At 52.9% G+C, this 25,779-nt stretch carries 27 protein-coding genes; 22 read left to right on the forward strand and 5 right to left on the reverse strand.

Annotated features, from left to right (window positions below):
• The gene (locus tag R70723_RS08095) at nt 1–1,074 is read right to left on the reverse strand and encodes a M42 family metallopeptidase (RefSeq protein WP_039871220.1); all 1,074 of its coding nucleotides are present in this window, start codon (nt 1,072–1,074) and stop codon (nt 1–3) included.
• A gap of 482 nt (nt 1,075–1,556) precedes the next feature.
• On the opposite strand from R70723_RS08095, the gene spoVAC reads away from it, so the two are divergent.
• The 16 genes from spoVAC (at nt 1,557) to R70723_RS08175 (ending at nt 15,960) form a co-directional block, all read left to right on the forward strand.
• Nucleotides 1,557–2,054, forward strand: a complete 498-nt coding sequence (gene spoVAC / locus R70723_RS08100; RefSeq protein ID WP_039871223.1) for a stage V sporulation protein AC — start codon at nt 1,557–1,559, stop codon at nt 2,052–2,054.
• Between the two features lie 2 nt (nt 2,055–2,056).
• Complete coding sequence (gene spoVAD / locus R70723_RS08105; RefSeq protein ID WP_039871225.1) at nt 2,057–3,097, forward strand: stage V sporulation protein AD; 1,041 nt, start codon at nt 2,057–2,059, stop codon at nt 3,095–3,097.
• Nucleotides 3,094–3,444 carry a stage V sporulation protein AE gene (spoVAE, locus tag R70723_RS08110; protein WP_039871226.1) on the forward strand — a complete coding sequence of 117 codons (351 nt, stop codon included), beginning with the start codon at nt 3,094–3,096 and terminating at the stop codon, nt 3,442–3,444. Before spoVAD ends, spoVAE begins: the two co-directional genes overlap by 4 nt.
• Nucleotides 3,445–3,600: 156 nt before the next feature.
• Entirely contained in the window at nt 3,601–5,073 is a 1,473-nt protein-coding gene (locus R70723_RS08115; protein ID WP_039871228.1) for a methyl-accepting chemotaxis protein, read from the forward strand.
• A 265-nt stretch (nt 5,074–5,338) separates the two neighbouring features.
• Nucleotides 5,339–6,295, forward strand: coding sequence for an AAA family ATPase (locus tag R70723_RS08120; protein ID WP_039871230.1), 957 nt, complete (start codon nt 5,339–5,341; stop codon nt 6,293–6,295).
• A gap of 2 nt (nt 6,296–6,297) precedes the next feature.
• On the forward strand, nt 6,298–7,545 hold the full coding sequence (locus tag R70723_RS08125; RefSeq protein WP_047171065.1) for a DUF58 domain-containing protein: 1,248 nt from the start codon (nt 6,298–6,300) through the stop codon (nt 7,543–7,545).
• Entirely contained in the window at nt 7,542–9,788 is a 2,247-nt protein-coding gene (locus tag R70723_RS08130) for a DUF4129 domain-containing transglutaminase family protein (RefSeq protein ID WP_039871233.1), read from the forward strand. The genes R70723_RS08125 and R70723_RS08130 overlap by 4 nt, the downstream gene beginning before the upstream one ends.
• Nucleotides 9,789–9,825: 37 nt before the next feature.
• Nucleotides 9,826–10,350: a YqeG family HAD IIIA-type phosphatase gene (locus R70723_RS08135; protein ID WP_039878418.1), complete on the forward strand. Its 525-nt coding sequence runs from the start codon at nt 9,826–9,828 to the stop codon at nt 10,348–10,350.
• Nucleotides 10,350–11,477: a ribosome biogenesis GTPase YqeH gene (yqeH, locus tag R70723_RS08140; protein WP_039871234.1), complete on the forward strand. Its 1,128-nt coding sequence runs from the start codon at nt 10,350–10,352 to the stop codon at nt 11,475–11,477. Before R70723_RS08135 ends, yqeH begins: the two co-directional genes overlap by 1 nt.
• Before the next feature lie 34 nt (nt 11,478–11,511).
• Nucleotides 11,512–12,381 carry a shikimate dehydrogenase gene (gene aroE / locus R70723_RS08145; RefSeq protein ID WP_039871236.1) on the forward strand — a complete coding sequence of 290 codons (870 nt, stop codon included), beginning with the start codon at nt 11,512–11,514 and terminating at the stop codon, nt 12,379–12,381.
• A gap of 61 nt (nt 12,382–12,442) precedes the next feature.
• Nucleotides 12,443–12,736: a ribosome assembly RNA-binding protein YhbY gene (gene yhbY / locus R70723_RS08150; protein WP_039871239.1), complete on the forward strand. Its 294-nt coding sequence runs from the start codon at nt 12,443–12,445 to the stop codon at nt 12,734–12,736.
• Between the two features lie 36 nt (nt 12,737–12,772).
• Nucleotides 12,773–13,375, forward strand: a complete 603-nt coding sequence (locus R70723_RS08155) for a nicotinate-nucleotide adenylyltransferase (RefSeq protein ID WP_039871241.1) — start codon at nt 12,773–12,775, stop codon at nt 13,373–13,375.
• Nucleotides 13,347–13,925, forward strand: a complete 579-nt coding sequence (yqeK, locus tag R70723_RS08160) for a bis(5'-nucleosyl)-tetraphosphatase (symmetrical) YqeK (RefSeq protein ID WP_039871242.1) — start codon at nt 13,347–13,349, stop codon at nt 13,923–13,925. The genes R70723_RS08155 and yqeK overlap by 29 nt, the downstream gene beginning before the upstream one ends.
• On the forward strand, nt 13,922–14,269 hold the full coding sequence (gene rsfS, locus R70723_RS08165) for a ribosome silencing factor (RefSeq protein WP_039871243.1): 348 nt from the start codon (nt 13,922–13,924) through the stop codon (nt 14,267–14,269). The genes yqeK and rsfS overlap by 4 nt, the downstream gene beginning before the upstream one ends.
• On the forward strand, nt 14,266–15,177 hold the full coding sequence (locus tag R70723_RS08170) for a CvfB family protein (protein WP_039871245.1): 912 nt from the start codon (nt 14,266–14,268) through the stop codon (nt 15,175–15,177). The genes rsfS and R70723_RS08170 overlap by 4 nt, the downstream gene beginning before the upstream one ends.
• Nucleotides 15,178–15,192: 15 nt before the next feature.
• On the forward strand, nt 15,193–15,960 hold the full coding sequence (locus tag R70723_RS08175) for a class I SAM-dependent DNA methyltransferase (RefSeq protein ID WP_039871247.1): 768 nt from the start codon (nt 15,193–15,195) through the stop codon (nt 15,958–15,960).
• Between the two features lie 122 nt (nt 15,961–16,082).
• Here the strand turns inward: R70723_RS08175 and R70723_RS08180 are convergent, their stop codons facing one another.
• Nucleotides 16,083–16,241, reverse strand: a complete 159-nt coding sequence (locus R70723_RS08180) for a hypothetical protein (RefSeq protein ID WP_039871250.1) — start codon at nt 16,239–16,241, stop codon at nt 16,083–16,085.
• A 494-nt stretch (nt 16,242–16,735) separates the two neighbouring features.
• Here R70723_RS08180 and R70723_RS08185 point away from each other — a divergent pair, with 494 nt between their 5' ends.
• The 4 genes from R70723_RS08185 to R70723_RS08200 all read left to right on the forward strand — a co-directional run bounded on the left by R70723_RS08185 (nt 16,736) and on the right by R70723_RS08200 (nt 20,474).
• Nucleotides 16,736–18,073, forward strand: coding sequence for an ABC transporter substrate-binding protein (locus R70723_RS08185; RefSeq protein ID WP_039871253.1), 1,338 nt, complete (start codon nt 16,736–16,738; stop codon nt 18,071–18,073).
• 65 nt (nt 18,074–18,138) lie between these two features.
• Entirely contained in the window at nt 18,139–19,035 is an 897-nt protein-coding gene (locus R70723_RS08190; protein WP_039871256.1) for a carbohydrate ABC transporter permease, read from the forward strand.
• 3 nt (nt 19,036–19,038) lie between these two features.
• Nucleotides 19,039–19,872 (forward strand): carbohydrate ABC transporter permease, encoded by an 834-nt coding sequence (locus tag R70723_RS08195; protein ID WP_039871258.1) that lies wholly within the window; start codon nt 19,039–19,041, stop codon nt 19,870–19,872.
• Between the two features lie 242 nt (nt 19,873–20,114).
• Nucleotides 20,115–20,474 (forward strand): hypothetical protein, encoded by a 360-nt coding sequence (locus R70723_RS08200; protein WP_156123796.1) that lies wholly within the window; start codon nt 20,115–20,117, stop codon nt 20,472–20,474.
• A 90-nt stretch (nt 20,475–20,564) separates the two neighbouring features.
• Here R70723_RS08200 and R70723_RS08205 read toward each other — a convergent pair whose 3' ends face one another.
• The 3 genes from R70723_RS08205 to R70723_RS08215 all read right to left on the reverse strand — a co-directional run bounded on the left by R70723_RS08205 (nt 20,565) and on the right by R70723_RS08215 (nt 22,895).
• Complete coding sequence (locus tag R70723_RS08205) at nt 20,565–20,753, reverse strand: hypothetical protein (protein WP_039871261.1); 189 nt, start codon at nt 20,751–20,753, stop codon at nt 20,565–20,567.
• A 71-nt stretch (nt 20,754–20,824) separates the two neighbouring features.
• Entirely contained in the window at nt 20,825–21,643 is an 819-nt protein-coding gene (locus R70723_RS08210) for a carbonic anhydrase (RefSeq protein WP_231574842.1), read from the reverse strand.
• A gap of 292 nt (nt 21,644–21,935) precedes the next feature.
• Nucleotides 21,936–22,895, reverse strand: a complete 960-nt coding sequence (locus R70723_RS08215) for an ArsR/SmtB family transcription factor (RefSeq protein ID WP_047171067.1) — start codon at nt 22,893–22,895, stop codon at nt 21,936–21,938.
• A 485-nt stretch (nt 22,896–23,380) separates the two neighbouring features.
• Here R70723_RS08215 and R70723_RS08220 point away from each other — a divergent pair, with 485 nt between their 5' ends.
• Complete coding sequence (locus R70723_RS08220) at nt 23,381–24,766, forward strand: ABC transporter substrate-binding protein (protein WP_039871263.1); 1,386 nt, start codon at nt 23,381–23,383, stop codon at nt 24,764–24,766.
• A 104-nt stretch (nt 24,767–24,870) separates the two neighbouring features.
• Entirely contained in the window at nt 24,871–25,761 is an 891-nt protein-coding gene (locus R70723_RS08225; RefSeq protein WP_039871266.1) for a carbohydrate ABC transporter permease, read from the forward strand.
• Nucleotides 25,762–25,779: the final 18 nt, after the last annotated feature.

The raw sequence follows: 25,779 nt of genomic DNA on the forward strand, positions 1-25,779 counted from the left end.
TTAGCTATTTTCCAAAATGGTCTGCAGCGTTGTGCGGTCCAGCCCTTCCACCAGCTTGATCAGCAGCTCTTTGGCCGCTTCGTAATCATCGCTGTGGATGACGGAGGAGGCCGTGTGGATGTAGCGGGAGCAGATGCCGATAACCGCAGACGGTACGCCGATGCCGCTGGTATGAACCGCTCCGGCATCCGTTCCGCCCTGGGAGACGAAGTACTGGTACTTTATCTTATGAGTATCTGCCGTATCCTGTACATATTCTATCAGCCCGCGGTGGGTAATCATCGTCGGGTCATAGATACGCAGCAGCGCGCCCTGGCCGAGCTGTCCAAAAGCCTGGCGGTCGCCGGTCATGTCAGCGGCAGCGCTGGCATCCAGGCCGAAGAAAATATCCGGGTTGAGCAGGTTGGCCGCTGTTCGCGCACCGCGCAGTCCGGCCTCCTCCTGAACTGTGGCGCCGGAATAAACGGTATTAGGGAGCTTTTTGCCGTGCAGCGCCTTCACCAGCTCAAGGGCCAGCCCGACACCATAACGGTTGTCCCAGGCTTTGGCCATGATCTTCTTCGGATTGGCGAGCGGGGTGAACGGGCAGACAGGCAGAATCTGCTGGCCGGGCCTTACACCGAAGCTTTCCGCTTCTTCCTTGCTGTCCGCGCCGATATCAAGATACATCTTGCTGATTTCACCGGTCTTGGTGCGTTCCTCGGGCCCAAGCAGGTGAATCGGTGTACTGCCGACAACCCCGTCAAGCACACGGTCAGGCGTAAAGATCTGCAGCCGCTGTGAAGCGACAGCTGAAGCCAGCCAGCCGCCTAGCGGCTGGAAACGGATCATCCCGTTCGCGGTAATCCCGGTGACCATAAAGCCAACCTCGTCAAAATGGCCGGCAACCATAATTTTTGGGCCGTTCTCCTCACCGCGCAGCACGCCGAACAGGCTGCCCAGCCGGTCCTGTACAAACTCATCTGTATAGGCTGACATTTCATTTTTGAAGTATGCGCGCAGTTCACGCTCAAAGCCCGGAGCTGCGGGGAATTCAGTAAGTGTTTTAAATAAATCCATTGTTTCCTGATTCATACGGGTAGCGCTCCTTTTTTATCTCAAGTATACAAACTTAACCTATATAGTATGAACTTCACCTCGCCGCTTGTCTATCTTTACAGGGACCGGGCATACACCCGGTATTGCTCTCCTGAATATTATACAGTAACGGGTCTGCAGGCAGGAGCCGGGAAAGGAAGCGGATAGAATGTGGGTTGCAGGAAGCATTTCCGGACCGTTCACCCCAAAAGGTGTCCCCCGCAGGGTGCGGACGCGCGGCATTCAGCGGAGATACCGGCGCCGCAACAGGCGGGAAAGTGAAATAGTGCTGGTATTGGTTCTGTTCATACTGCTTATAGTGGTGCTGCTGTTTTTTTCCTGAGTATGCAGGGACATAACAAGACGGAATACGGTGAACAATAAGGAAAACTTCTAGGCGAAGAACAATTGCGGGGAAGCAGGCAGCAAGGCAAGCAGAGGCAGCTTCCCTTCGCACATATTCCAGGAGGTGTCCTAATTTGCCGGCAAAAACAAAGAAAAGCGGTGTGAAGCTGCGGCTTGACACCATGACTCCCCAGGACTACGAGAAGCTGTCCAAGCCGTTCGTGCCCTCACGGCCAGTCTTCAAAAACTGTATCCGCGCCTTTCTGTCCGGCGGTCTGATTTGCGTGCTGGGACAGGCCATACAGGAGGCCTTTATGGCCATCTTCGATATGACCTCCCGGGAAGCCGCGAGCCCGACGGTAGCGGTGCTGATACTGCTCTCCGTAATCCTGACCAGCTTTGGCGTGTATGACAAGCTGGCCCAGTGGTGCGGTGCAGGTACAGCCGTGCCTGTTACAGGCTTTGCCAACAGCATGTGCTCTGCAGCACTTGAACATAGAGCAGAGGGCCTTGTGCTCGGCGTAGGCGGCAATATGTTCAAGCTGGCCGGCTCCGTTATCGTCTTTGGTGTAGTAGCCGCCTTTGTGGTTGGCGTAGTATATGCCGTTATGGGCTGGGGAGGTGCTCACTAACGATGGAGCAGCTGGGCAGCCAGACCTGGAAATTTACCACCCGTCCTGTCATTCTTGGTTCCTCTGCAGTTGTAGGTCCGGAGGAAGGGGAAGGTCCCTTGGCCTCGGATTTCGATTTTATTTATGATTCACTTGAAATGGGGCAGAAAACCTGGGAAAAGGCAGAACGCGCCCTGTTTGAAAAAGCCTCCAAGCTGGCGCTGATGAATGCCGCAATCGAGCAGGAGCAGCTGGAGTTCTTTGTCGGCGGCGATCTGATGAACCAGATTATCAGTAGCTCCTTTGCCGCCCGGAAGCTTGGTGTTCCGTATCTCGGTGTCTTTGGGGCCTGCTCAACCTCTATGGAAAGCCTGGCGATTGCCTCGATGATTATTGATTCGGGAGGCGGCAAATACGCGCTGGCCGGAACCTCAAGCCATAACTGTACAGTGGAAAAGCAGTTCCGCTACCCGACCGAATACGGCTCGCAGAAGCCGCCGACCGCCCAGTATACCATTACCGGCTCAGGCTGCGCGATAGTCGGCCGCAACGACGGTACCTTACAGGGAACGCAGGTTCATGTTGTTTCAGCAACGATCGGCCGGATCATGGATCTGGGCCTGACAGACCCGTTCAATATGGGGACCGCGATGGCGCCGGCCGCTGCCGATACGATTACAGCCCATTTCCGTGATACGGGCCTGACACCCGGACATTACGACCTGATTGTGACCGGAGACCTTGCTTCAGTAGGGCTGCCGATTGCCAAGGAGCTGCTGGCCGAGGAAGGTATCCCGATGGAGCAGACGACGTTTGACGACTGCGGCCTGCTTATTTTTAATCTGGACAAGCAGAAATATGTAATTGCCGGAGGAAGCGGCTGCGGCTGCTCGGCTGTTGTCACCTACGGGCATATCCTCAAGCGGATGCGCAAAGGCGAGCTGAAGCGGGTGCTTGTTGTGGCAACAGGAGCGCTGCTGTCTCCGCTGTCCTATCAGCAGGGTGAGAGTATCCCGTGTGTAGCGCATGCGGTAGCCCTGGAGATCGGAGGTGAAGAACAGTGATCTATCTTTGGGCTTTTCTCGTGGGCGGGGCGATCTGCGTCATCGGACAGCTGATGTTTGATGTGCTTGCATTGACCCCGGCGCACACTATGAGCACGCTGGTTGTGCTTGGAGCGGTCGCAGATGCATTCGGGCTGTATGATCCGCTGGTGAAGTTTGCCGGTGCCGGAGCCAGTGTGCCGATCACGAGCTTCGGCAATTCCCTGGTCCATGGAGCATTAACCGAGCTGGAGCGCGACGGCTGGGTAGGCGTGGTAACAGGCATTTTTGATGTAACCAGCGCGGGGATATCGTCAGCCATCGTATTTTCGTTCCTGGCAGCGCTTGTTGTTAGGCCAAAGGGCTGAGTTGTTCGTCAAGGTGAACAAAGTTTGAACCGGGACCGCTAATTAGCGGTCTTTTTTTCCGGGGAATAGGTAATTAATATCAAAAAAATGTCGATTCTTGACGATACATAACAGTGAGCTAAAACATAAAGATAGATGACAGGGGACGTGCGGAAGTTGCAGAATCAGCAGAGGGTTGAGTTATTTTGGAGTAGGAACAAAATTATTATTGCTATTTTTTGGGCTGTTACGGTGGTCGGTGTGATTCTTGCCTTCCAGACTCCCAAGCTTTGGATTAGCAGTGCGGTAGCTGTGCCGCTTGCAGTGGCGCTGACCCTGTTCAACAGCCGTCGTAAGGGTGTAATGGTGATCCCCTGGATTATTACAGGTATTCTGGTTGTAATGGCGTTATATTTGACACTGGATAGATTGAACAGCCTGGTGGTAGTGCTCCTGTGCTCGCTGCTGCTGCTCTATCCGCATTATAAATACTATGCTGCCGCTTCCGGAATAAGCGCTGTCCAGATTCTGATACAGCTGCTTGCCGGATCTGATGTGCCGGGTGAGGAAAGCAGGCTGTTTACTTATTTTTCCGGAATTGGCCTGTATCTGATCCTCAGCGTGGTGCTGTTTGTCGTTTCGTACCTGAACGAGAAGCTTCAGCGTCAAAGTGATGAGCACCGCCGCCTGGTCGAAGCCTCCGGGGAACAGGTCAATTATCTGCTCGGACGGGTTAAGACAGCCGTGGACGGCCTTTACGAATTTACCGGCACCTTCAAGGTGGAGGTGGAAATGGCCGGAGCCATTACCAATGAAGTGGCGATCGGATTCCAGGAGGTATCCAAGGGGATCGAATACCAGGCAAGCAGCATCGGGGAAATCACGGAAGCCGTCTCTGTATCTGACCGGCATATCCGTGATGTAGCCGGGTATTCGCAGGATATGAAGCGGCTGTCTGCAGAAACGGCAGCGGTCAGTGAAGAAGGCAGCGGCAACATCACCCTGCTGGCGGGACAGTTCGCCGAGCTTAGGGAAATGATGGAGCAGACCTCCTTCCAGATGCAGGAATTCAGCCGGCGCAGTCAGGATATCCATGAGATGCTGGACGGGATCACGCAAATTTCCAGACAGACCAATCTGCTTGCGCTTAATGCTTCTATAGAAGCTGCGCGTGCGGGTGAACATGGCCGTGGCTTCGCGGTGGTTGCCGGAGAGGTGCGTAAGCTGGCAGAGGACTCCGGGAAGACAGCAGACTCTATCAGCGTTGTTATCGGCAGTCTAAGACAGCAGACGGATTCGCTAAGCGCGCAATTCGAGCAAAGTGTCGGCATTCTGCAGACAGGCAGTGAATCGGTGCAGCGCACTGAGGCTGTATTCCGCTCCATTCTGCAAAACGCCCATAAGGTGCTGGAGCAGGCCGGTGAGGTTGAGCAGAGCTCGGAAGGCATGAAGCAGTTCTCAGAAAAAATTGTTAATGAAATCACGGAATTCTCAAGTGTCACGGAGCAGTCCAGCGCGGCAACAGAAGAAATTCTGGCCGGTGTCGAGGAGCAGCGTACGATGACCGATAATATGGTGGGCAGCTTCAAGCAGCTCGAAGGCCTGATTGTCAGTCTGAACGAGCTGGTCGGTGACCACAAGAAGGATTAACAGATAACAGTCAACAGGCAGGGCTGCGCTTCTTCTTTTAGGAGGAGGGCGGCGCTGCCTGTTCAGCTTTTGCGGGCTAACGGACCGGCTCTGAAATTTTGTGAATTATTACAAGAATAGAGCGGAATCGCCTCTTTCCTTTGTAAATCGGGCTATATGTGGAGTGACCTGTACTTTCAAAGTCTTCAATAATGTACTTTGGGTCCTATAATCATGTAAAATATAATTATTACTGCTTATTCTGACATAGGAGGTCTCATCATATATGCCCGTACGTCAAGAATCTACGCAAATTATTAAGGCTGTCCGCACTAATCTGGAATCCTGTATACTTGGAAAAAGCTTTGAAATAGAACTGCTGCTCACAGCACTTCTGGCCGGTGGACATGTCCTGATCGAGGATGTGCCCGGAACCGGTAAAACCCAGCTGATACGGGCATTATCACGGTCCATGTCCGGTGATTACCGGCGGATTCAGTGTAATCCTGACATCCTGCCGAGTGATATCACCGGCGTTTCCGTCTATCATCCGCGCGATGAAATGTTCTATTTCCGGCCCGGGCCGGTAATGACCAATATTCTGCTCGCCGACGAGATCAACCGGGCGACGACAAAGACACAGTCAGCGCTGCTTGAGGTAATGGAGGAACGGAATGTGACAGTGGACGGCGAGACGTATCCGCTCCCACATCCGTTCATGCTCTGTGCCACCCAGAACCCGATTGATTTTGAAGGCACCTATACGCTGCCGGAAGCCCAGCTTGACCGCTTTATGCTGCGGATCAGCCTCGGCTATCCGGACAGCGAGACTGAGAAGAATCTGCTGCTTAGCCATCAGGCGGGCCAGCCGGTGGACAAGCTGGCTCCCGTAACAGGCATGGAGCAGATTGCAGCCATCCAGGAAGAGATCCGTGAAGTATACATCAGTGAACCGGTCCTGGGCTATCTGCTGGATATTGTCCGCCAGACGCGTGAGCATCCGCTCGTGCTGCTGGGGGCCAGCCCGCGGGCTTCGCTGTCCTTCATGATGGCCTGCAAGGCCTATGCGTTCCTGCAGGACCGCGATTATGTCCTGCCGGATGATGTGAAGATCCTCACGCCCTATGCCCTGGGGCACCGTATTATTCTGCGTCCGGAATCGCGGCTGGACAATGTCAGCGTGGAATCCCTGCTTCACAAGCTGCTGCAGGGCATCCATGTGCCCGTTACGATGAGGCAATAGCGATGAAGAGCTATTTGTCCGGAGTGGCAGCAGGCATCCAGCCGCGGAAATTCGCCGGCATACTCGCGATTTGGACCGTTACGCTCCTATATGTGCTGTTTCAGGGCGGCAAAACCTCATTCATGCTGTTTATTATGGTCTCAGTCCTCATTCTTTATTTAATCATCGGCGCCATTGGCGGCGTACGGCGGGCCAAGGGCACGCGCAGCCTCCATTCGGAGCAGGACAAGCCTGAGCTGCTGTATGCCGGCGGCTATCTTCGCGTGAAGCTGCAGGTAAATATCCCGGGGTTTCTGCCGCTGCCCTATGTGGTGGTCAGAGAAATCCTGAAGCGGCATAACGGTGAATCCTGGGTGTTTGAGGAGAGTCTGATCCCCAGCCTCAGAGGGCACGGGGAGCTGCAGTTCCAGACACCTGCGCTTGAGCGCGGCAGCTACAGCTTTGAGCGTACAGATATTCTGGCCGAGGATATTTTCGGGCTGGTAGAGCATAAAGGGACCTTTAAGGCGGAAGGGCAGTTCCGTGTTCTTCCCAGGGCCGTCTTTGTGCAGCGCTGGCAGCTGTATGAGCGGAGATCACGGCTTGCCGGACTGCAGACCTCGCTGCTGAATTCACGGCGTGAGACTACACAGATCAACGGAGTCCGTGACTATGTGTACGGCGACCGGATGAGCCGTATCCACTGGAATGCTACGGCCAAGACAGGCCAATGGAAGTCCAAGGAATTCGAGCATGAATCGGTTCCGAAGACCATTCTGGTCCTCGACGGCAGCGCAGATTCATACAGCAGCTCCAGCCAGTTTGAGCTGGCCGTATCCGTTGCCGCGTCACTGCTGGGCTACGGCATCCGCGACCGGATCGGCATCGGCCTCTGCTGTCTGGACCGGACTACCAAGGTCTTTGTTCCTGCCGAGAGCGCAGCCGAGCGCCATAAGATGGTCCAATATCTGATTGATATTAATGCTGAAGGCCGCGGGCCGCTGGTACCGAAGCTGGAGCAGAGCCACCGGATGTTCCCCAAGGGTGCTTATTTTGTTCTAATCAGCCCGCAGAGCGGCCAGCCGGTGCTGGATATCCTGCGCTGGGCGGAGAGCCGGGGGATGACGCCGGCCCATATCCGGGTGCAGAATCAGGCAGCAGCCGGCGGCAGAGAATGGGCCGATGTGCTAAGGTCCCGCGGGATCACAGGCTACAGCGTACACTCACTGCAGGACCTGCCTGCAGTGCTTGGAGGTGATGCAGCAGTATGAACCGCTGGTGGAACAGTATCAAATCATCCTGGCATCATTCCTTCAGCCTGCTCTGGCTGGTAGTAATCGGCCTGCAGTGGGTGTCCTTTACAGAGCCATTCTGGCTGCAGGCTACAACTGAGGTTGTGCTGGTGACGCTTGCCGCAGTTGCGGTCATCGAAATCCTCCTGCCAGTCAAATGGGGAATAAGACTCCTGCTTGAAGCAGCAGCGGTGCTGTACGTCACGTACCGGCTGATTCTGAATAAGGGCATTTATACTCCTGATCCCTGGGCAGCCACACTGAGTGACCGGCTTAATGATATCTCGGTCCATATGGTCCCGTATATCTGGTTCGCACTGGCAGCAGGGGCGCTGCTCCTGCTGTCGTCCTGGTGGGTGAACTCCAAAACACGGATTCTGATGTTTCTTACCGCTAACATCGTTGCTTTTGCGGCGCTCGATTCCTTTACCTCGGCCGTTCTCTGGCAGGAGGTAGCCTGGACCGTGGCCGCAGGCATGGGCTGGCTTGTTACACAGCATCTGCGCAGCTTCCAGCTGCATTATCCGCGCGGCTGGACCTATCTGCTGCGTTATCCGTTCAAGGTATTGGTTAACATTGCTGTTATTTTCTCGCTGGTCATTGTGACCGGGGTCAATATGCCAGAGGTCCGGCCGACGCTGACTGATCCGTATTCAGCCTGGCAGGATTGGAACGGAGGCAGCGGGCCGTCAGGAACAGGCACCTCCGGAAGCCAGGATACAAGCTCCGGCAGCGGGGGGACCGGCAGCGGCAGCTCCTCCTCCGGCTACAGCCTGGATGATGATAACCTGGGCGGCGGCTTCAGCTTTGACTATTCACCGGTGATGACGGTGACCTCTAATCTGCGTACGTATATGCGCGGAGAGTCACGGGCTGTCTACTCCGGCAGCGGCTGGAGCGATGACGACCGGTGGAACAGAGGTCCGCTGCAGCGGGCTGCCGTAGGCCAGGAGCTGGAGCGTGAGGCTGCACCGAAGGCGCAGACAGAGACGCTGCAGCAGACAGTCAGGCTGCTTGGCGGCAATGATTATCCTGTGCTGTTCGGCGCTTATTCCATCTCGAGAGTGGATACGATAGACGGAGAGGAAGCCAGTAACGGTTTGTTCTGGCGGAGCCAGGATAATGAAATGATCTGGGGCTCTGACGATGTCCTGACATATCCGCAGACGTATGAGCTGACCTCTGAGGTCCCGGTTGTCCCGGTCCAGGAGCTGAGCCGTCAGACCTTTGAACAGCTGTATGCAGGCCAGGACAATGAACGGTACCTGCAGCTGCCGGACAATTTCCCGCAGCGGGTTAGCAACCTTGCCGGGGAGATTACCGCAAGCGCACAGACTCCTTACGAAAAAGTGGCGCTGCTGCAGCAATATCTGCAGGTAACCTTCCCTTATACCAACCAGCCGGATCTTACCCGTAAAAGAAGCAAGGATATGGTGGAGAGCTTCCTGTTTGAGATTATGGAGGGCTACTGTGATTATTATTCTACTGCGCTTGTAACGATGGCCCGTTCGCTTGATATCCCGGCCCGCTGGGTAAAAGGCTATGCTCCGGGTGAGCAGGCCCAGCTGCCGGACAATCTGATGGCACAGGGTGCGGCGAACAACAATTACACCATTACCAATGCGGATGCCCATTCCTGGGCAGAGGTGTATTTCGGGGAATACGGCTGGGTTCCGGTCGAAGCGACCCCCGGCTTCACTGTACCGCTGCTGACCCAGAGCGAGGAGCAGACTCCAGAGGAGCCGGTGCAGGAAGAGGAAGAAGCCGAGGAGCCGGTGGTTGAACCGGTCCAGGGAGACTCCGGAAATAGCCGGAACATCGGTGCGTGGATTGTAGCTGCGGCTGCAGCCGTATTGCTGCTCTGGAGCGGTTATCTGCTGTGGCAGCACCGGCTGCGCCTACGGTTCCTGCTGCAGCGGCTGCGCATGGGCCGTCCGCTTACGCCGGTCCAGAAAGTGGTCGCTGAAACAGAGAGATGGGTAAGGTATGTGCGCAGAAAGGGTATGCTTAAGGAAGAGCATGAAACGCTGCGTGAGGCTGTCGGCCGGTGGAGCCGTGAAACCCCGGAAGCAGCGGGCAGCTTTTCATCACTGCTGTACCTTTTCGAGCAGGCCAAGTACAGCCCTGATATTATTAAAGACAAAGACTGGTACAGCGTGTATACTGAAGCTTTGCAGCTTCAGCGCAGTCTTAAAGGGCGGAGAACAAAGAGTACAATATAGTTTTTGAGCTACTTGTATGAAAATCGAGGTGAACGTATTGTTTGAGAGGCTAGTCCCGAAACTGCGGGTGAATACCGTTTTTGATATTAACCTTGAAGATTTGTACCGGCAGGGCTACCGCGGCATTATTACAGATCTGGATAACACGCTCGTAGGCGCCAAAGCGCCGCTGGCTACCCCGGAGCTGCTGCTGTGGTTCGCAAAGGTAAAGGAGCTTGGATTCAAGCTTGTCATTGTTTCCAATAACAATATGGACCGTGTGTCCCGTTTTGCCACGCCGCTGGATATCCAGTTTGTCCATCAGGCGCGCAAACCGATCAATACCCCGTTTCTGAAAGCAATGAAGCTGATGGAGCTTCAGCCGGAACAGACCATCGTGGTCGGTGACCAGATGCTTACGGACGTGCTGGGCGGCAACCGCCTGGGTCTGTATACGGTATTGGTCCTGCCGATCTCCGTTAAGGATGAAGGCTTTGGAACAAGGATTAACCGCCGTGTTGAACAGATTGCACTGACACGGCTGCGTAAGCAAGGATTGTGGCAAGAGGAGGATAAACATTAATGAGTCAACCCAATGAAACTGAGCGCCCGGTGAAATGCAGCGGCTGCGGTATTAAGCTGCAGACCGGAAATAAAGAGCTTCCGGGCTACATCCCGGAGGTGGCCTTTGAACGGGAGCCGGTCATTTGCCAGCGCTGTTTCCGGATTAAGAATTACAACGAGGCTTCTTCAGTATCCGTCGATCAGGATGAATTCCTTCATCTGCTGAGCGGAGTCGGCGAGAAGAATGCGCTTGTAATCCACATTGTGGATCTGTTTGATTTTGAAGGCAGCCTGATCTCCGGGCTTCAGCGCTTTGTCGGCAACAACCCGGTTATTCTGGCCGTTAACAAATGTGATCTGCTGCCGAAGGTGACGAACTGGAACAAGGTACGCAACTGGATGCAGCAGCGCTGTAAGGAGCATGGCCTGCGGACAGCGGAGATCGTTCTGGTCAGCGCCAAGCGCAACCAGGGCTTTGAGCGCCTGCTGGAGACCGTCAGCGAGCTGCGCGGACAACGCGACATCTATGTTGTCGGGGCAACAAATGTAGGCAAGTCCACACTGATTAACCGTCTGATCTCCGACTACAGTGACCTTGAGCAGGAGCTGACGACCTCGCGTTATCCCGGCACAACGCTGGATATGGTCAAAATTCCGCTCGATGACGGCCACTCTATTATCGATACTCCCGGGATTGTATATCCTTGGCGTTACAGCGAGCTCGTGGAGCGGCGTGACCTGGGCGCAGTAATGCCCGAAAATCAGCTTAAGCCGGCGGTATATCAGCTGAACGAGGGACAGACACTGTTCTTCGGCGGCCTGGGACGGTTCGACTTCATCCAGGGCCCGCGGCAATCCTTCACCTGCTATATCAGCACTACGCTGAAGATTCACCGCACGAAGCTGGAACGGGCGGATTCGCTGTACCAGGATCACCGCGGGGAGCTGCTGACTCCGCCTTCGGCAGAGGATATGGACAAGCTGCCGCAATGGCAGCGCCATGAATTCCGGATCGGCCGGGCCAGCCAGACGGATCTGTTCATCTCCGGGCTCGGCTGGATCAAGGTGAACGGAACAGAAGGTGCGGTAGTAGCGGTGCATGTTCCGCGCGGCGTTAAGGTGCTCACCCGTCCTTCGGTGATTTAACAGGCCATATTATACATTCAGGGGGATTATGCCTATGACCGGCAATACCACGAATACTGATATGCTGCTGGGCGTCATGGGCGATCCGATTGCCCAGTCGAAATCCCCGCTGATGCATACCGCAGCGCTGAAGGCCCTGGGCATACCGGGAGCGTATGTACCGCTTCACATTGCTCCGGGGCAGCTCGGCGAAGCCGTACAGGCAATCCGTACGCTCGGGTTCCGCGGAATCAACGTGACCATACCGCACAAGATTGCGGTAATGGAATATCTGGACCGGCTGGATGAGAGCGCACTTGCCGGAGGCGCGGTCAACACCATTGTCAATGACAATGGTGTGCTGACCGGCTACAATACCGACGGAATCGGCTATGTCCGTTCGCTGAAGGCGGAGGCCGCCCCTGAGCTGGCAGGTGCGCGCATTCTGGTGCTTGGCGCCGGAGGTGCGGCCAGAGGCGTCATCAGTGCTCTGCTGCAGGAGAATCCGGCTTCTGTCGTGATTGCCAACCGTACGGCTGACAAGGCGCATGAGCTTGCGGCCTCGTGGCAGGCTGCAGGCTCAGTAACCGGAGTGTCTATGGAGGAGATTGCGGGGATTATCCCGGATTCTGATATTGTAATCAATACAACCTCTGTCGGGATGTATCCATATCCGGATGAGCTGCCGCTTGACCCGGGCCTGCTTCATAAAGGGCTTGTTGTCAGTGACCTGATCTATAATCCGCTGCGTACACGGCTGCTGGAGGAGGGCCTCAAGGCAGGCTGCAGCATTCATGGCGGCCTGGGGATGTTTATCTACCAGGGTGCCTACGCGCTCGAATACTGGACAGGCAGGGCTGCTCCGGTGGAGACTATGCGGCAGGCGATGCTTGAGGCCTTCGGAGTCAGCGAAGCCGACATGTAATGACTTAAATAGGGTAATAATAATGATATTAATATTTGTTAATTAAGGGGTTTGTTCATTTATGTTAACTGGTAAACAAAAACGTTATCTCCGCTCTTTGGCCCATCATCTAGATGCTGTCTTTCAGGTTGGTAAAGGCGGCGTTAACGACCATCTGATCCGTCATGTTGAGGAAGCCATCGAAAAGCGCGAGCTGATGAAAATCAGCGTGCTGAATAACAATGCTGATGATCCGAAAGAAATCGGCGCAGCCCTCGCAGAGCAGTCCGGTTCAGAGCTGGTGCAGGTGATCGGCAAGACGATCGTGCTGTACAAGGAATCCCGCGACAACAAAACGATTGAGCTGCCGCGCTAAAGCTTTTTATCCGGATGATAAGAGGAGGTGCACCTCTTGAAGGTTGGAATCATGGGAGGAACCTTTGATCCTCTTCACATAGGCCATATGCTGGCGGCGGAAGCCGCCAGGGATTCGTATTCGCTGGATGAGGTCTGGTTCATGCCCTCGCATATCCCGCCGCATAAGCACGAGGCCGGCGCCTCCGGTGCAGACCGTCTGGCCATGGTAAAGTGTGCTGTGGAGGGAAATGAAGCATTCGGCATTCTCGACTGGGAAATTGTCCGCGGCGGTGTCTCCTATACTATTGAAACCGTACGCAGCCTGAGGCAGGAATATCCGCAGCATGAGTTCTATTTCATTGTTGGAGCGGATATGGTGGAATACCTGCCTAAATGGCACGGGATCCGTGAGCTGGTGGAGCTGCTGACCTTCATCGGTGTGGGGCGTCCCGGAACTCCGCTTGAGCTCACTGCCCTGCCGGATTTCATCTCAGGCAAGGTGCTGCTGGCGGACATGCCGCAGGTGGATATTTCATCAACGGCGCTCAGGTCAAGGGCGGCAAGCGGCCGCTCAATCCGCTATATGGTGCCTGAGCAGGTGTATGAATACGTGCAAAGGAGTGGATTGTATGGCTTACAGCCGCGAAGCGCTGATTGAGTCCGTCTCCGCCCAGATGCCGGACAAGCGCTGGCAGCATACGCTGGGTGTCATGGAGACTTCGGTCAAGCTGGCCAGGCATTACGGAGCCGATCCGGAGCGGGCCGAGACAGCGGCTATCCTGCATGATGTAGCCAAGTACTGGCCGGTAGAGCGGATGAAGGACATTATTGTGCAGAACGGCCTTTCCGCCGAGCTGCTTCAGCATGACAAGCAGCTGTGGCATGCCGAGGTAGGCGCATTTGTTGCCGAGCATGAGTATGAGGTTACCGATCCCGGTATTCTGGGAGCAATCCGTTACCATACCTCAGGCCGCGAAGGAATGACTCTGCTGGAGAAGGTGGTCTGCCTGGCGGATTATATCGAACCGGGCCGTGATTTTCCCGGAGTGGACGAGATCCGTGAGAAATCTATGGTCAGCCTTGAAGAAGGGCTGATTGCCGGCTTTGATTCCACTATCAGCCTGCTGCTGCAGAAGCGCAGGATCGTATTTCCGCTTACCGTGCTTGCACGCAATGATTTAGTAAGAATACTGGAGGAAAAAATATGAGTGTACAATCAAACAAGCTGCTGGAACTGACTCTGAAGGCTGTCGAAGATAAAAAAGCAATGAACGTTGTCGCCTTGGATCTGCGCAGTGTATCCCCGATCAGTGATTATTTCATCATCTGTCACGGTAACTCCGATACCCAGGTGCAGGCGATTGCCACCGAAGTGCGCAAAGTGGTGCATGAGGCCGGCGGTATTATCCGCGGAATTGAAGGCATGGATGCCGCCCGCTGGGTACTGATGGATCTTGGTGATGTAGTTGTCCATGTCTTCCACCGTGATGAACGGGAGTATTATAATATCGAGCGTCTCTGGTCTGACGCCAAGGTTGTGGAGACGGTATGAGTCTGATTGCAGGAACTATTGTTACACTGGAAGTGCTTCGTGAGGTTTCCCCCTACGGGTACTTCCTTGGTGCGGGTGACCAGGATGTCATGCTGCATTATACAGAGCTTGTCGGCAGTAAGCCCAAGATCGGTGCCAAGGTGGAAGTGTTTATCTTCTTTGACACGGAGGACCGGCTTGCCGCTACCATGAAAAAGCCGCTTCTGACGCTCGGCGAAATGGCGCTGCTTGAAGTGGCGGATATTCATCCCCGGCTTGGCTGCTTCCTGGAGATGGGGCTTGGTCGCCAGCTGCTTTTGCCGATCGGCGAGCTGCCTGAGCTGATTGAGCTGCGTCCGCAGATTGGCGACAAGGTATTCGTGCTGATGGAGCACGACAAGCAGGGACGGCTGCGCGCGAAGCTGGCCGGTGAGCAGGAGTTTGCTCCGCTGGCCTTTTCAGCACCGGAATCCTGGAAGGGTCAGAACGTTACAGCAAGAGTGTACAGACCCCTGCAGATGGGCACATTCGTAATCATAGACGGCGGTGTACTTGGTTTTGGAGTAATCGGCATGATTCATTCCTCCGAACGCAGCAGGCTGCTGCGCCTTGGAGAGCAGGTGGAAGCACGGGTCTCACATATCCGTGAGGACGGCCGCGTCAATCTGGCGATGACCCAGCGCAAGGAAATCGGCCGGGATGTGGATTCCGCAGCCCTGCTGGACTTTCTGCAGACACGTCCGGGCGGGGCAATGCCTTACTCGGATGCTACACCTCCTGAGGTTATCAAGCAGCGCTTCGGAATCAGCAAGTCTGCGTTCAAACGGGCGATGGGCAAGCTGATGAAGGAAGGCCTGATTACCCAGAAGGAGAACTGGACTTACCTGGCCAAGCCGGAAGAAGGCGCTCCGGAACAGAATCAGGAATAGAAAGCGGTGTGCGCATTGTCTTCCTACGGGAAATTTGCTTATGTATACGACGAACTGATGGCGGACATGCCGTATCCAGACTGGCTGGCCTTCGCGGAAGCCGCATGGGCTAAATACGGCAAGCCGCGGACCGTGGCTGAGCTTGGCTGCGGTACAGGCAGCATTACGATCCCGCTGGCTGGAGCAGGCTATCATATGACCGGAATTGATCTCTCTTCGGATATGCTGTCTGTGGCCCAGCAGAAGATGGAGCGGCATCCGCAAGGACGCCGGTTTCTGCGTGAGGGCAGCGTGCGCTGGATCAGACAGGATATGACAGAATGGGAGCTGCCGGAGCCGGTCGATGCGGTCATTTCCTTTTGCGACTGCCTGAACTATGTGCTTGAGGAAAAGGATATTCAGGCAGTTCTGGCCCGGACCTATGCCGGACTGAAGCCTGGAGGGACATTCCTGTTCGATGTGCATCATCCGAATACGCTGGTGCGCTACGAGGAAGAGCAGCCCTTTGTGCTGGACGAGCCTTCGGTATCCTACATCTGGACCTGTGAGCTGGATGTGCCGCGCCGCGAGATTGAGCATCATCTGTCCATCTTTGCACGGGAAGAGGGAAGCGGCCTGTACCGCCGGTTTGAAGAGAGTCATGTGCAGCGCGCCTATGATCCTCAGTGGCTTACGGAGGAGCTGCGTAAGGCAGGCTTCAGCGAGGTGCAGCTGTATGCTGACTTTGAATGGCTTCCGGCGGATGACAGCGCGGAGCGCCTGTTCTATGTAGCTGTGAAATAAACGTATGTAAGATAGAGGTCCTTACCCGCCGGGTGAGGGCTTTTTTATATGTTCATCATTAAAAGAATCATTAAAGGGAACCGGTCCTGCACTGCTGTACAGAACCGGCATCTTCCAACCTTTTACCGGTGCTCAAACAAGTCGATGGCACCCAGGACAATATGGGCCAGACCAAAGCCGAGTACGCCTGTCGCGGCCAGCTTATACTTGCTTCCCAGAAAAGCTGCGCCGGAAGCGGAAACTACGGTACCAAGAACAGTGGGAATCAGACCTTCGCGCATTCGAAACACTCCTTCTCGGTGGTATGGGAGACAAAGTTATTGTCCGCTCTTCCCATCCTGATTATGTATGGCTGATGCTGGAGCATGTTGTTTTAAATGGATATAAAGGAAACAGGCCCGTTCTGCGCAGAAACTATCTTTTTCGGCAGCAATAAACCAATATTTTACTATTATTCAGAAGCTTTACCGGTTTTGTTCACAAGAATCAGGAGCAAAGAAGCATCTTTTTCGCAATAAATTTGAGTTTTTTCCGCAAAAAGGCAGATAGTACACACAACTTTACAGAGCGGGGAAGAAATAAAACGTTTTTTATGCCTCAAAAGTTTCTATTTCCTCTTTCAGCCGAATACATTATAACAGCCTAAAACATTTAATAAATGTGTAAAGGAGGGAGCGGCGCCAGCTGCCGGACCGCAGCCTAAGCAATAAGTTATTTTCCATCAGATTTGAGTTGTATCCGTTTACATTCTACTTTCTATACAGGAGGGTCATGCATGAAAAACAAATGGCTGATTTCTTTACTGGTCGTATCCATGCTGGTGTTCTTGGCCGGCTGCGGCGGTAAGTCTAACTCAGGCAATTCCGGCGGAGAGTCCTCCGTCCTGAACGGCGGTGCCGGTGATGCGGCCACGGAGCTGTCCTATTGGACGTTTGTCGAGCTGCACGGGCAGCATTTTGAGAAAATGCTGGAGAAGTGGAACGCCGCCAATCCTGACCGGCAGATTAAGCTGAATGTAACCGTCATGCCGTACGATGATATGCACAACAAGCTGTCCATCGCTGTGCAGACGGGTGTGGGAGCGCCGGATATTGCCGATATTGAGCTCGGTAAATTCCCGGATTTCCTGGCCGGTGACCCGCAGCTGGAGCCGCTTAACGATGTAGCAGAGCCGTTTAAAGGTACGGTTGTGCAATCCCAGCTCGATCTCTACGCCAAGGAGGGCAACATCTACGGTTTATCCACCCACGTAGGGGCGACGGTCGCTTTTTATAATACCGAAATTCTTGATGAGGCCGGAGTGGATTACAAAAGCATCGTAACCTGGGATGATTTCAAAAAAGCGGGCATTCAGGTCTACGAAAAAACCGGCAAATACATGGGCACCGCCGACACCAGTGCAATCTGGCAGGCTTCGCTGCTCCTGGCCCAGCAGGAATCAGACCTCACGGATGCTGACGGCAAGCCGCAGGTGAATTCTCCTGAGATGGTCAGAGCGATGACGATGCTGAAGGATCTGCAGGACAATCACGTCATTTCCACTATTGCCGGCGGGCAGCCGGATACGGAAGAGGCTTACGGCGAGTATAACTCAGGCAACTATGCAGCCGCCTTTATGCCGCTGTGGCAGATGTCCCGCTACACCAACTATATGAAAGACCTGAGCGGTAAAATCGCCATCGCCCCGTTGCCCGTCCTTGAAAAAGGCATGCACAGATCCTACGGCGGCGGCGGTACCGGAACAGTCGTGACCAAGACGGCTAAGGACATTCAGCTGGCAAAGGATTTTATCGCCTATGCAAAGCTGTCGCTCGATGCCAATATCGAAATCTGGAATACGCTCGGCTTTGACCCGATCAACATGAGCGTCTGGGATATGAAGGAGGTAACCCACAATCCGGAAAACCAGTTCGTCAAATATTTTGTCAACAACCCGTTTGATGTGCTGAACGAAATTAAAGAGGAGATCAATCTGATCAAATCGACCTCCGCCTCGCCTACGATCAATAATGTGCTGTGTACAGTGACGCTGAATGAGATTTTTGAGGACGGAAAAGATGTCCAGCAGGCGCTGGATGATGCCCAGACGCAGATTGAACAGGAGCTGAAGTAGCAGGTACGGTTACTCTTTGGGGCTGTCCACCCGGTGGGCAGCTCTACTTTAAAGGAGCATTAGCCATGATCAAAAACTTCCTTTATTCGCAAAAAGTAGCTCCCTATGTCTTCGTGCTGCCTTTTGTGCTCATATTCATCATCTTCTGGGTCTACCCGCTGCTGAGCTCGTTCGGCATGAGCTTTCAAAAGGTGACGCTCGGCCAGGAGGCCAGCTTTATTGGAGCGGATAACTACACCAAGCTGATGGGGGATACCATCTTTTTCAAAGCGGTACGCAACAGTGCGGTGTATATGATTCTGACTCTTCTGATCCTGATCCCGTTCCCGATGCTGTTCGCCGTACTGATCAACAGTAAAGCCATGTGGGGCCGTGAGTTTTTTAAATCCTCGTTCTTTTTCCCGGCGTTGACCTCGGTGGTGGTGGCGGGAACGATTTTCCGGCTGATGTTCGGGGAGATGGAGGGCTCGCTGATCAACAGCCTTCTGGGTATGTTCGGCGTGGAGCCGGTTAAATTTCTGAAGGGACAGACTACCGGTTTTGTTGCTCTGGTGGCGCTGGCGAGCTGGCGGTGGATGGGTGTGAACATGCTGTATTTTCTATCCGGACTGAAAAATATCCCTGACGACTACTACGAAGCCGCCTCAATTGACGGGGCATCCGCCTTCCAGCGGTTCACCCGGATCACCATACCTCTGCTGAAGCCGACGACGATTTATGTGCTTACGATCAGTATTTATGCCGGACTGGCCATGTTTATCGAGAGCATGATGCTCTGGAACGGGAATAACTCTCCCAAGAACATCGGGCTGACCATTGTCGGTTACCTGTACCGGCAGGGGATCGAAAAAAATAATCTCGGCTACGCGGCTGCGGTCGGTATCGTGCTGCTCATCATCACTATGGTGATTAATCTGACCCAACTGGCGATCAGCGGGATGTTCAAGAAGGAGGAGGATTAGAGAATGAATACAGGGACGCTCCGTAAAATCCTCCTGTTTGCCTTTTTCAGTGTGCTGTGCCTGCTGATCCTCGTGCCTTTTTATGCTGTGACGATTGCTTCGTTCAAGCCCGGGGAGGATCTGATCCGCTACGGCCTTAATCTGCGTTTTGACCTGTCGGCGATGAGCCTGGACAATTTCGTCTTTCTGTTCACCGGGGAGCATGCCTATTTCACCTGGTTTTTCAATTCACTGCTGCTGACAGTGGTACAGGTTGTATTGACGCTGCTGGTCAGCGCTACGGTTGCTTACGGCTTTTCGGCCTATGAATTCAGAGGGAAAAACCTGCTGTTTGTCTGTGTGCTGCTCATTATGATGGTGCCGTTTGAGATTCTGCTGCTGCCGCTGTACACCTTGACGTTTAATATGGGGCTGATGAACAGCTATTCGGCGATAATTCTGCCGGGTGTGGCGGGTGCGGCGACGATCTTTTTCTTCCGGCAGTATCTGCGGGGCATTCCCAAGGAGATGATTGCGGCCGGGCGGGTGGACGGGGCGAATGAATATGCGATTTATGCGCGCCTGATTCTGCCGGTGATGAAGCCGTCCTTTGCGGCGATGGCGATCCTGAACGGGATGAACAGCTGGAACAACTTCCTCTGGCCGTTTATGGTGCTGAGTGATGAAAATAAATATACCCTGCCGATCGGCCTCAAGACGCTGCTCACTCCCTACGGTAACAACTACGATCTGTTGATCGTGGGCTCGTTTTTTTCCATTCTGCCGATACTGGCGCTGTTTCTCGGGTTTCAAAAGTATTTTATTGACGGAATGACGGCGGGTGCGGTGAAGGGGTGAGGCTGGTGAAGAGTGAGGCTAGTGAAGAGTGGGCAGGTAAAGGGCTATATGTCTAACCCGGCCTGCCCTTCGCCTGCCCCTAGGCAAGACAAGTATATTATATAGACCGGTATAAATTTAGCAGGCGGCTTACCTTGAGTGGTGGGCGGCTTGTTTTTTATCTGCAATTTCATTTGCTATCAGGATGGTTTTATTTTATTATTTGAATATATGGAAAAAATTACTTGGGTGCGGAGGACTAAATGATGAAGCAAACTGTGCTTAACATTACGTTATGTTTTGTGCTCATAGCAGCAGTAGTTACCATGCACGACGTATTTCCTGATTTCAGTTACAGGGTGCCTTTCACTGTACTGTTGGCACTGGCCGTGTTATATGTTTTTTCAAAAGCGGGAATCCAGAAGCCGGCATCGTACAAAGGGATTTCGCTTCTGTTCTTGTCTTTGTTTCTATTTACCTGTGTGTACCATGCGGTTCTGTCGGCGGTAACCGGGGGCGGCTTGTTCGATAACAGCTACTGGATATTCCTGTGCGTTATCTACGTTTTGGCCTGGCTGCGGATGCGCTTCAGCTTCAAAGGAAATAGCGGTACTGCATTATAAGCGACTCATCTGCGGATGAGTTGCTTTTTTCTTTGCTGGCCGCTCCGGGCGCGCCGGATCAAGGGCAAAAATGCCTTTGAAATCGGGCGTCTAAGCAGAATGAGCCAAATCAAAGGCAAAAATGCCTTTGAAATCGGCCGTCTGAGCTGAATGAGCCAAATCAAAGGCAAAAATGCCTTTGAAAAGGGCTATCTGAGCTGAATGAGCCAAATCAAAGGCAAAAATGCCTTTGAAATCGGCCATCTGCCCGCGTGCATCCGTAGACCTGCTGGCTTTCACTTATGCATCTGCCCTAACAAAGGCTATTCCCGCCAACCACGGGGATAGCCTTTTCGGCATTGCATCAATCCCTATTCATCACTGCCGATCTCCCGGCTTCCCAGCGGTTGAACAGGGCGGTTATCATGCGGGAAAATCGCTGCGAATTTGGCGATCTGCTCCGCGGACCAGGTTACCGGGTTCTCCAGGACGATCCACTGAACGCCTTCGGTACATGGCGGTGTGGTGAGTGAGCCCTGGTAGCGGAAGGAGTGAAGATCGGCAGGCAGCAGCCCGGCCGGATCGAACGATCCGTCGACCACAATCGCCTCTGCGCTCTCTTCGGCCGGAAGCGCAGACCAGAGCTTGTTCAGTACGGTGTTTTCGCTGCCTGAATGGATCAGCACACCCAGGACGGCGAGCGAGCCGTCTTCACTTTTATGTACCAGATGCAGCTCCATCTCCGCATGCTTGCCGTCAACCTCGTGCTCGCTGGGCAAATGGAAATGGAATTGCTGCAGCAGGTAGGTTTTGCCTTCGACAGTAAGCTTATTATCCTTGCTGCTGATATTCACCTGGATAGTATGACCGTTGTTGATGATAGATACCGGTGAAGGAGAATACTCAACTTTGACAGGTGACAGACGCTCATCTTCCTTCACTTTATCATGAAGAATATTAACGGGCGACTGGGCCGAGCCGGTACTGCAGGTTGTGAACAGCTGATCGAGCTCCGCCCAGTGCTCAGGGGATGTATCGCCCTCATAAGACCAGTGTGTGTGATGGGCGGCGGCCGGGACGGAGGCTTCTTTTGCGGCTGCGGCGTCATGGTTAGGGCTGTTGTTCCCGCAGCCGGCCAGCACAGTCAGGAATATAGCCGGGAACAGAATCTGAAATCTACGATTACTCATTTGCATAATGCATCCTTCTCTCTAATGAATGGAACAATGTTGTTTATATTCTAAATAATGGGTGTTGTTATATCCAGTGAACAAAGACTCATCTGCACAGGTAGTTCAAAATATCCATATTAACCCAATTATTCAGGAACAATAAGGGCAGGAGGGGAGAAGCATCAGCGCAGTAAAAACAAAAATGCCCCTCCAATCCAATAGGATGTGAAAGGGCATGAAAGCTGATATAAAGTTATCCAGACCGTCTGTAACCGATTGTCCACTCTTGAGCTCCTCAGAGCAGGCTCTTTTATTCGGCAGTAGCCGGAGCAGCCGGGCGGCAGTTCACTTCCTCCACCTCATGCACATTATAGAGCACACGTGCCAGCAGATCCTGGCTGTAGTTGCCGAAATGCTTGCCGTAAATGGTCAGGCCGCGCTTATTGACCGGCTTGTCGGTGACGGCGATGCGGAAGGTCAGCTCGCTTTTGTAATCAAGCTTGATATCGTCCAGCGTAATGTCGGAAATCCGGCAGCCGTCGATGAAGCTTCCTTCATTGTTGATCCGGATCAGCTTCAGCATTCCGTATTGGTTAAGATGCGGCGGCCACCAGTCCGGGTTGAACGTTCCGCGCTGGTCGCCGAAGTCGCCGGGGCTGGTCCAGTAGCCGATCTCGATCCCGTTAAGGTAGAAGTACAGATCAGACGGATAATTATCGCTGAAGCCCGGTGCTTCCGAGCCGATCTCCATGGAGAACTGAATCTCCCGGAAGGTCTGGTTTGCTTTCAGGTAATTTGGTATACGGTACTCTAGGAAGCCTTCGGCCATCCAGATAATCTCGGAATCTATCCGCTGGGGGTCGGCGAAATAACGCGGCTCGTCAAAGTCACCGATTATACTGTCTTTGGTAGCAAGCCCGCAGGTAGGAACCGCCTGATAGTTGCTGTAGTGGCCAACCTGGATCTCCACCTCATACAGGTTGTCGACATCCTTGCTGCGCAGATCCACCATCAGCTTATCTTTGTTCAAATAGCAGACCTTCTGGATGCCGTGCTTGCCGACGGAGGTGTTAATCTCAATCAGCCCGCTTTCCTCCAGCTTCTTAATGTGCATTGTGATAGCACCGTTGCTGAGGTTCAGCTTCTTGGCGATTTCATTCAGGTTAAGCTCCTGGTTACCGGCGAGCAGCTCCAGAATTTGAATCCGGATTTCAGAGCTCAGCGCTTTGAAAATATCAATGCCACTCATCAGATCTTTTATATATATCATCTCAAACCTTCTTCCGCAGACGTCATTATTGACTATTTTATAAAATTATAAACTAATTGAGATCAAAAGGAAAGCTTTCTGCCTTTATTTGTACAATACAATTAAATTTAAGCTAAAATATGTGTAAATAGTCTGTTTGTTTTAATGTTTTCTGAATTATATTTCACAACAATCCTTGAAAACATGCTGTTTTTTTCAGAAAAGGCTTATAACTATCTTTTGTTTTGAATATATTTAAATAGTTTTATATTTTTATGTTTACAATGATCCTTCTATATGCTATTTTATACCTGTAAGCGAATACATTCAAATGTTTTTTAACCGTTTAAGAAAAATGTGAAATTGATTCGCCGGAAACGGTAATCTGAACGATGTCCGCCGGACAAACGGATAGGATAGCTTGAACTATATACAACCGTGAGCGGTTACTTTAGTTCTTTCTATATAGCTTCGCAATTGTTCACAACACTCTAGGAGGGGTTTCAGTGTTAAAGAAAAAGGGCTGGTTTACACTGCTGTCGTTAGTTTTGCTGGTATCAGTTGTATTGGCAGGGTGCGGCGGGAACAACAATGCATCGTCAAGCAGTAATGCGGGAAGCAACGGGGGAAGCGGCAATTCTCAGGAAACCAAGAATCTGACGTTTATGTTCAGAGGCGGACCTGATGAGCAGAAGGCTTATGAAGGGGTCGTTAAGAAATTCGAAGCTGACCACCCGAACGTAAAGGTGAAGATTGTAGTTACCGCAGCCGACCAATATGCAACCAAGCTGAAGGCCTCCATTACAGGCAACAGCCTGCCGGATGTATTCTATTTTGAATCCGGTGACCTTAAAGCTTATGTTAACAGCGGCGTTCTGCTGGATCTAACAAGCTATATCGAAGGCAATTCTAACATTGATCTTAATAATATCTGGAAATACGGTGTAGATCTGTACCGCTACGACGGCACCATGGCCGGGCAGGGAAACATTTACGGTATGCCGAAGGACGTTGGTCCGTTCGCACTCGGCTACAACAAAACCATGTTCGAAGCAGCCGGCATTCCGCTGCCTGACAAGGACAAGCCATACACCTGGGATGAGTTCATCAAGGTTGCCCAGCAGCTGACAATCGACAAGGACGGGGACGGCAAGCTTGACCAGTTCGGCGCAGGCTTTAACGTAAACTGGGCTTTGCAGGCGTTTGTATGGAGCAATGGTGCAGACTGGATTGATGCAACCAAAACCAAAGTGACCATCGATGATCCGAAATTTGCGGAAGCGCTTCAGTTCTTTGCAGACATGCAGAATAAATACGGCATTACGCCATCCACTGAGCAAGCCCAGACGCTTGATACCTACCAGCGCTGGATGAAGGGCGAAATGGCCTTCTTCCCTGTAGGTCCATGGGATATGAGTACTTTTGAAACACTGCCGTTCGACTATGATCTATTGCCTTACCCTGCCGGTTCCACAGGCAAATCCGCTACATGGACAGGCTCCCTGGGTATCGGTGCATCTGCCAAAACCAAGCATCCGGAAGAAGCAGTCGAGCTAATTAACTACCTGACGGCCTCGAAGGAAGGCATGGACGCGCTGGTTAAGGCTAAGGTCCAGATTCCTAACCTGATTGATATGGCAGGCGAATGGGCTGCTGACAGCTCCACCAAGCCGGCTAACAAAGAAGAGTTCCTGCAGATCGTTGAAGAGTACGGAAGAGTGCTTCCGGGCCACTATACTTACAACGCTGAATGGTACAACCTGTTCTTCACTGATATCCAGCCTGTGCTGGACGGCAAGGTTACAGCTGCAGAATACGTAAAATCCGAACAGCCTAAAATGCAGAAGCTGCTTGATAAAGCGATTGAGCAGGAAGAGAAGTCCAAGAAATAATTCCCGGTAAATCTGCTGTACTCCAGAAAAAAAGTGATGTCGGCCCCTAAAGTTGCACCGGCCGGCATCCTTTTTATCTGATATCCGAATTTGAGGTGATTGCCATGAACCAGAAGTCGAACCTCTACCGGAAGGAGAAAATCTACGGATTTCTGTTTATTCTTCCTCCGCTGCTGGGGCTGCTGATTTTTACCCTGTATCCAATGATTTATTCCATCTACGGTTCGTTTACGGATTGGGACGGCCTCGGCCAGATGAATCTGGTCGGTCTAAGCAATTTCAAGGATTTGTGGACGGATGAGCTGTTCCATAAAGCGCTGTTCAACACCCTCTTTATGATGCTCGGCATTCCAATCGGAATCGTGCTGGCCCTGCTGCTGGCGCTCGGGCTTAACCGCGGTGTACCCGGCACTACTGCTTTCCGTGTCATTTATTATGTTCCGGTAATCTCGTCACTGGCTGCAGTATCGATTATGTGGAACTGGGCTTACAACGGGGACTACGGTCTGGTTAACCAGTTCCTTGACCTGTTCGGCATATCAGGGCCTAACTGGATGGCCAACAAGTACACGGTCAAGCCGGCGCTGATCATTATGGCGGTCTGGAAGGGTGTCGGCTATACGATGCTGCTGTATCTGGCAGCGCTGCAAAGTGTATCGAGATCCTATTATGAAGCCGCTGAGCTTGATGGAGCGGGCAGCTTCAAGGCCTTCTGGCATATTACCTGGCCGATGGTGCGTCCGGTTACCTTCTTTATCATCGTTACGAATATTATCGGAGGATCGCAAATCTTTACCGAGATGAACATTATGACCCCTACCGGCGGACCGGAGTATGCTTCGGCTTCAGTCGTGTTCTATATCTGGCAAAAGGCCTTCGGCAACTTCCAGATGGGTTATGCTTCCGCCATGGCGGTTGTTCTGGGCGCGTTTATATTTGTCGTGACTCTTATCCAATTCAGAATGAACGAGAAGCAATCGTTCGATGTTGATTGATATGAGAGGAAGGGGCGA

This window comes from Paenibacillus sp. FSL R7-0273 (genome assembly GCF_000758625.1).
Taxonomy (GTDB): Bacteria; Bacillota; Bacilli; order Paenibacillales; family Paenibacillaceae; genus Paenibacillus_AQ.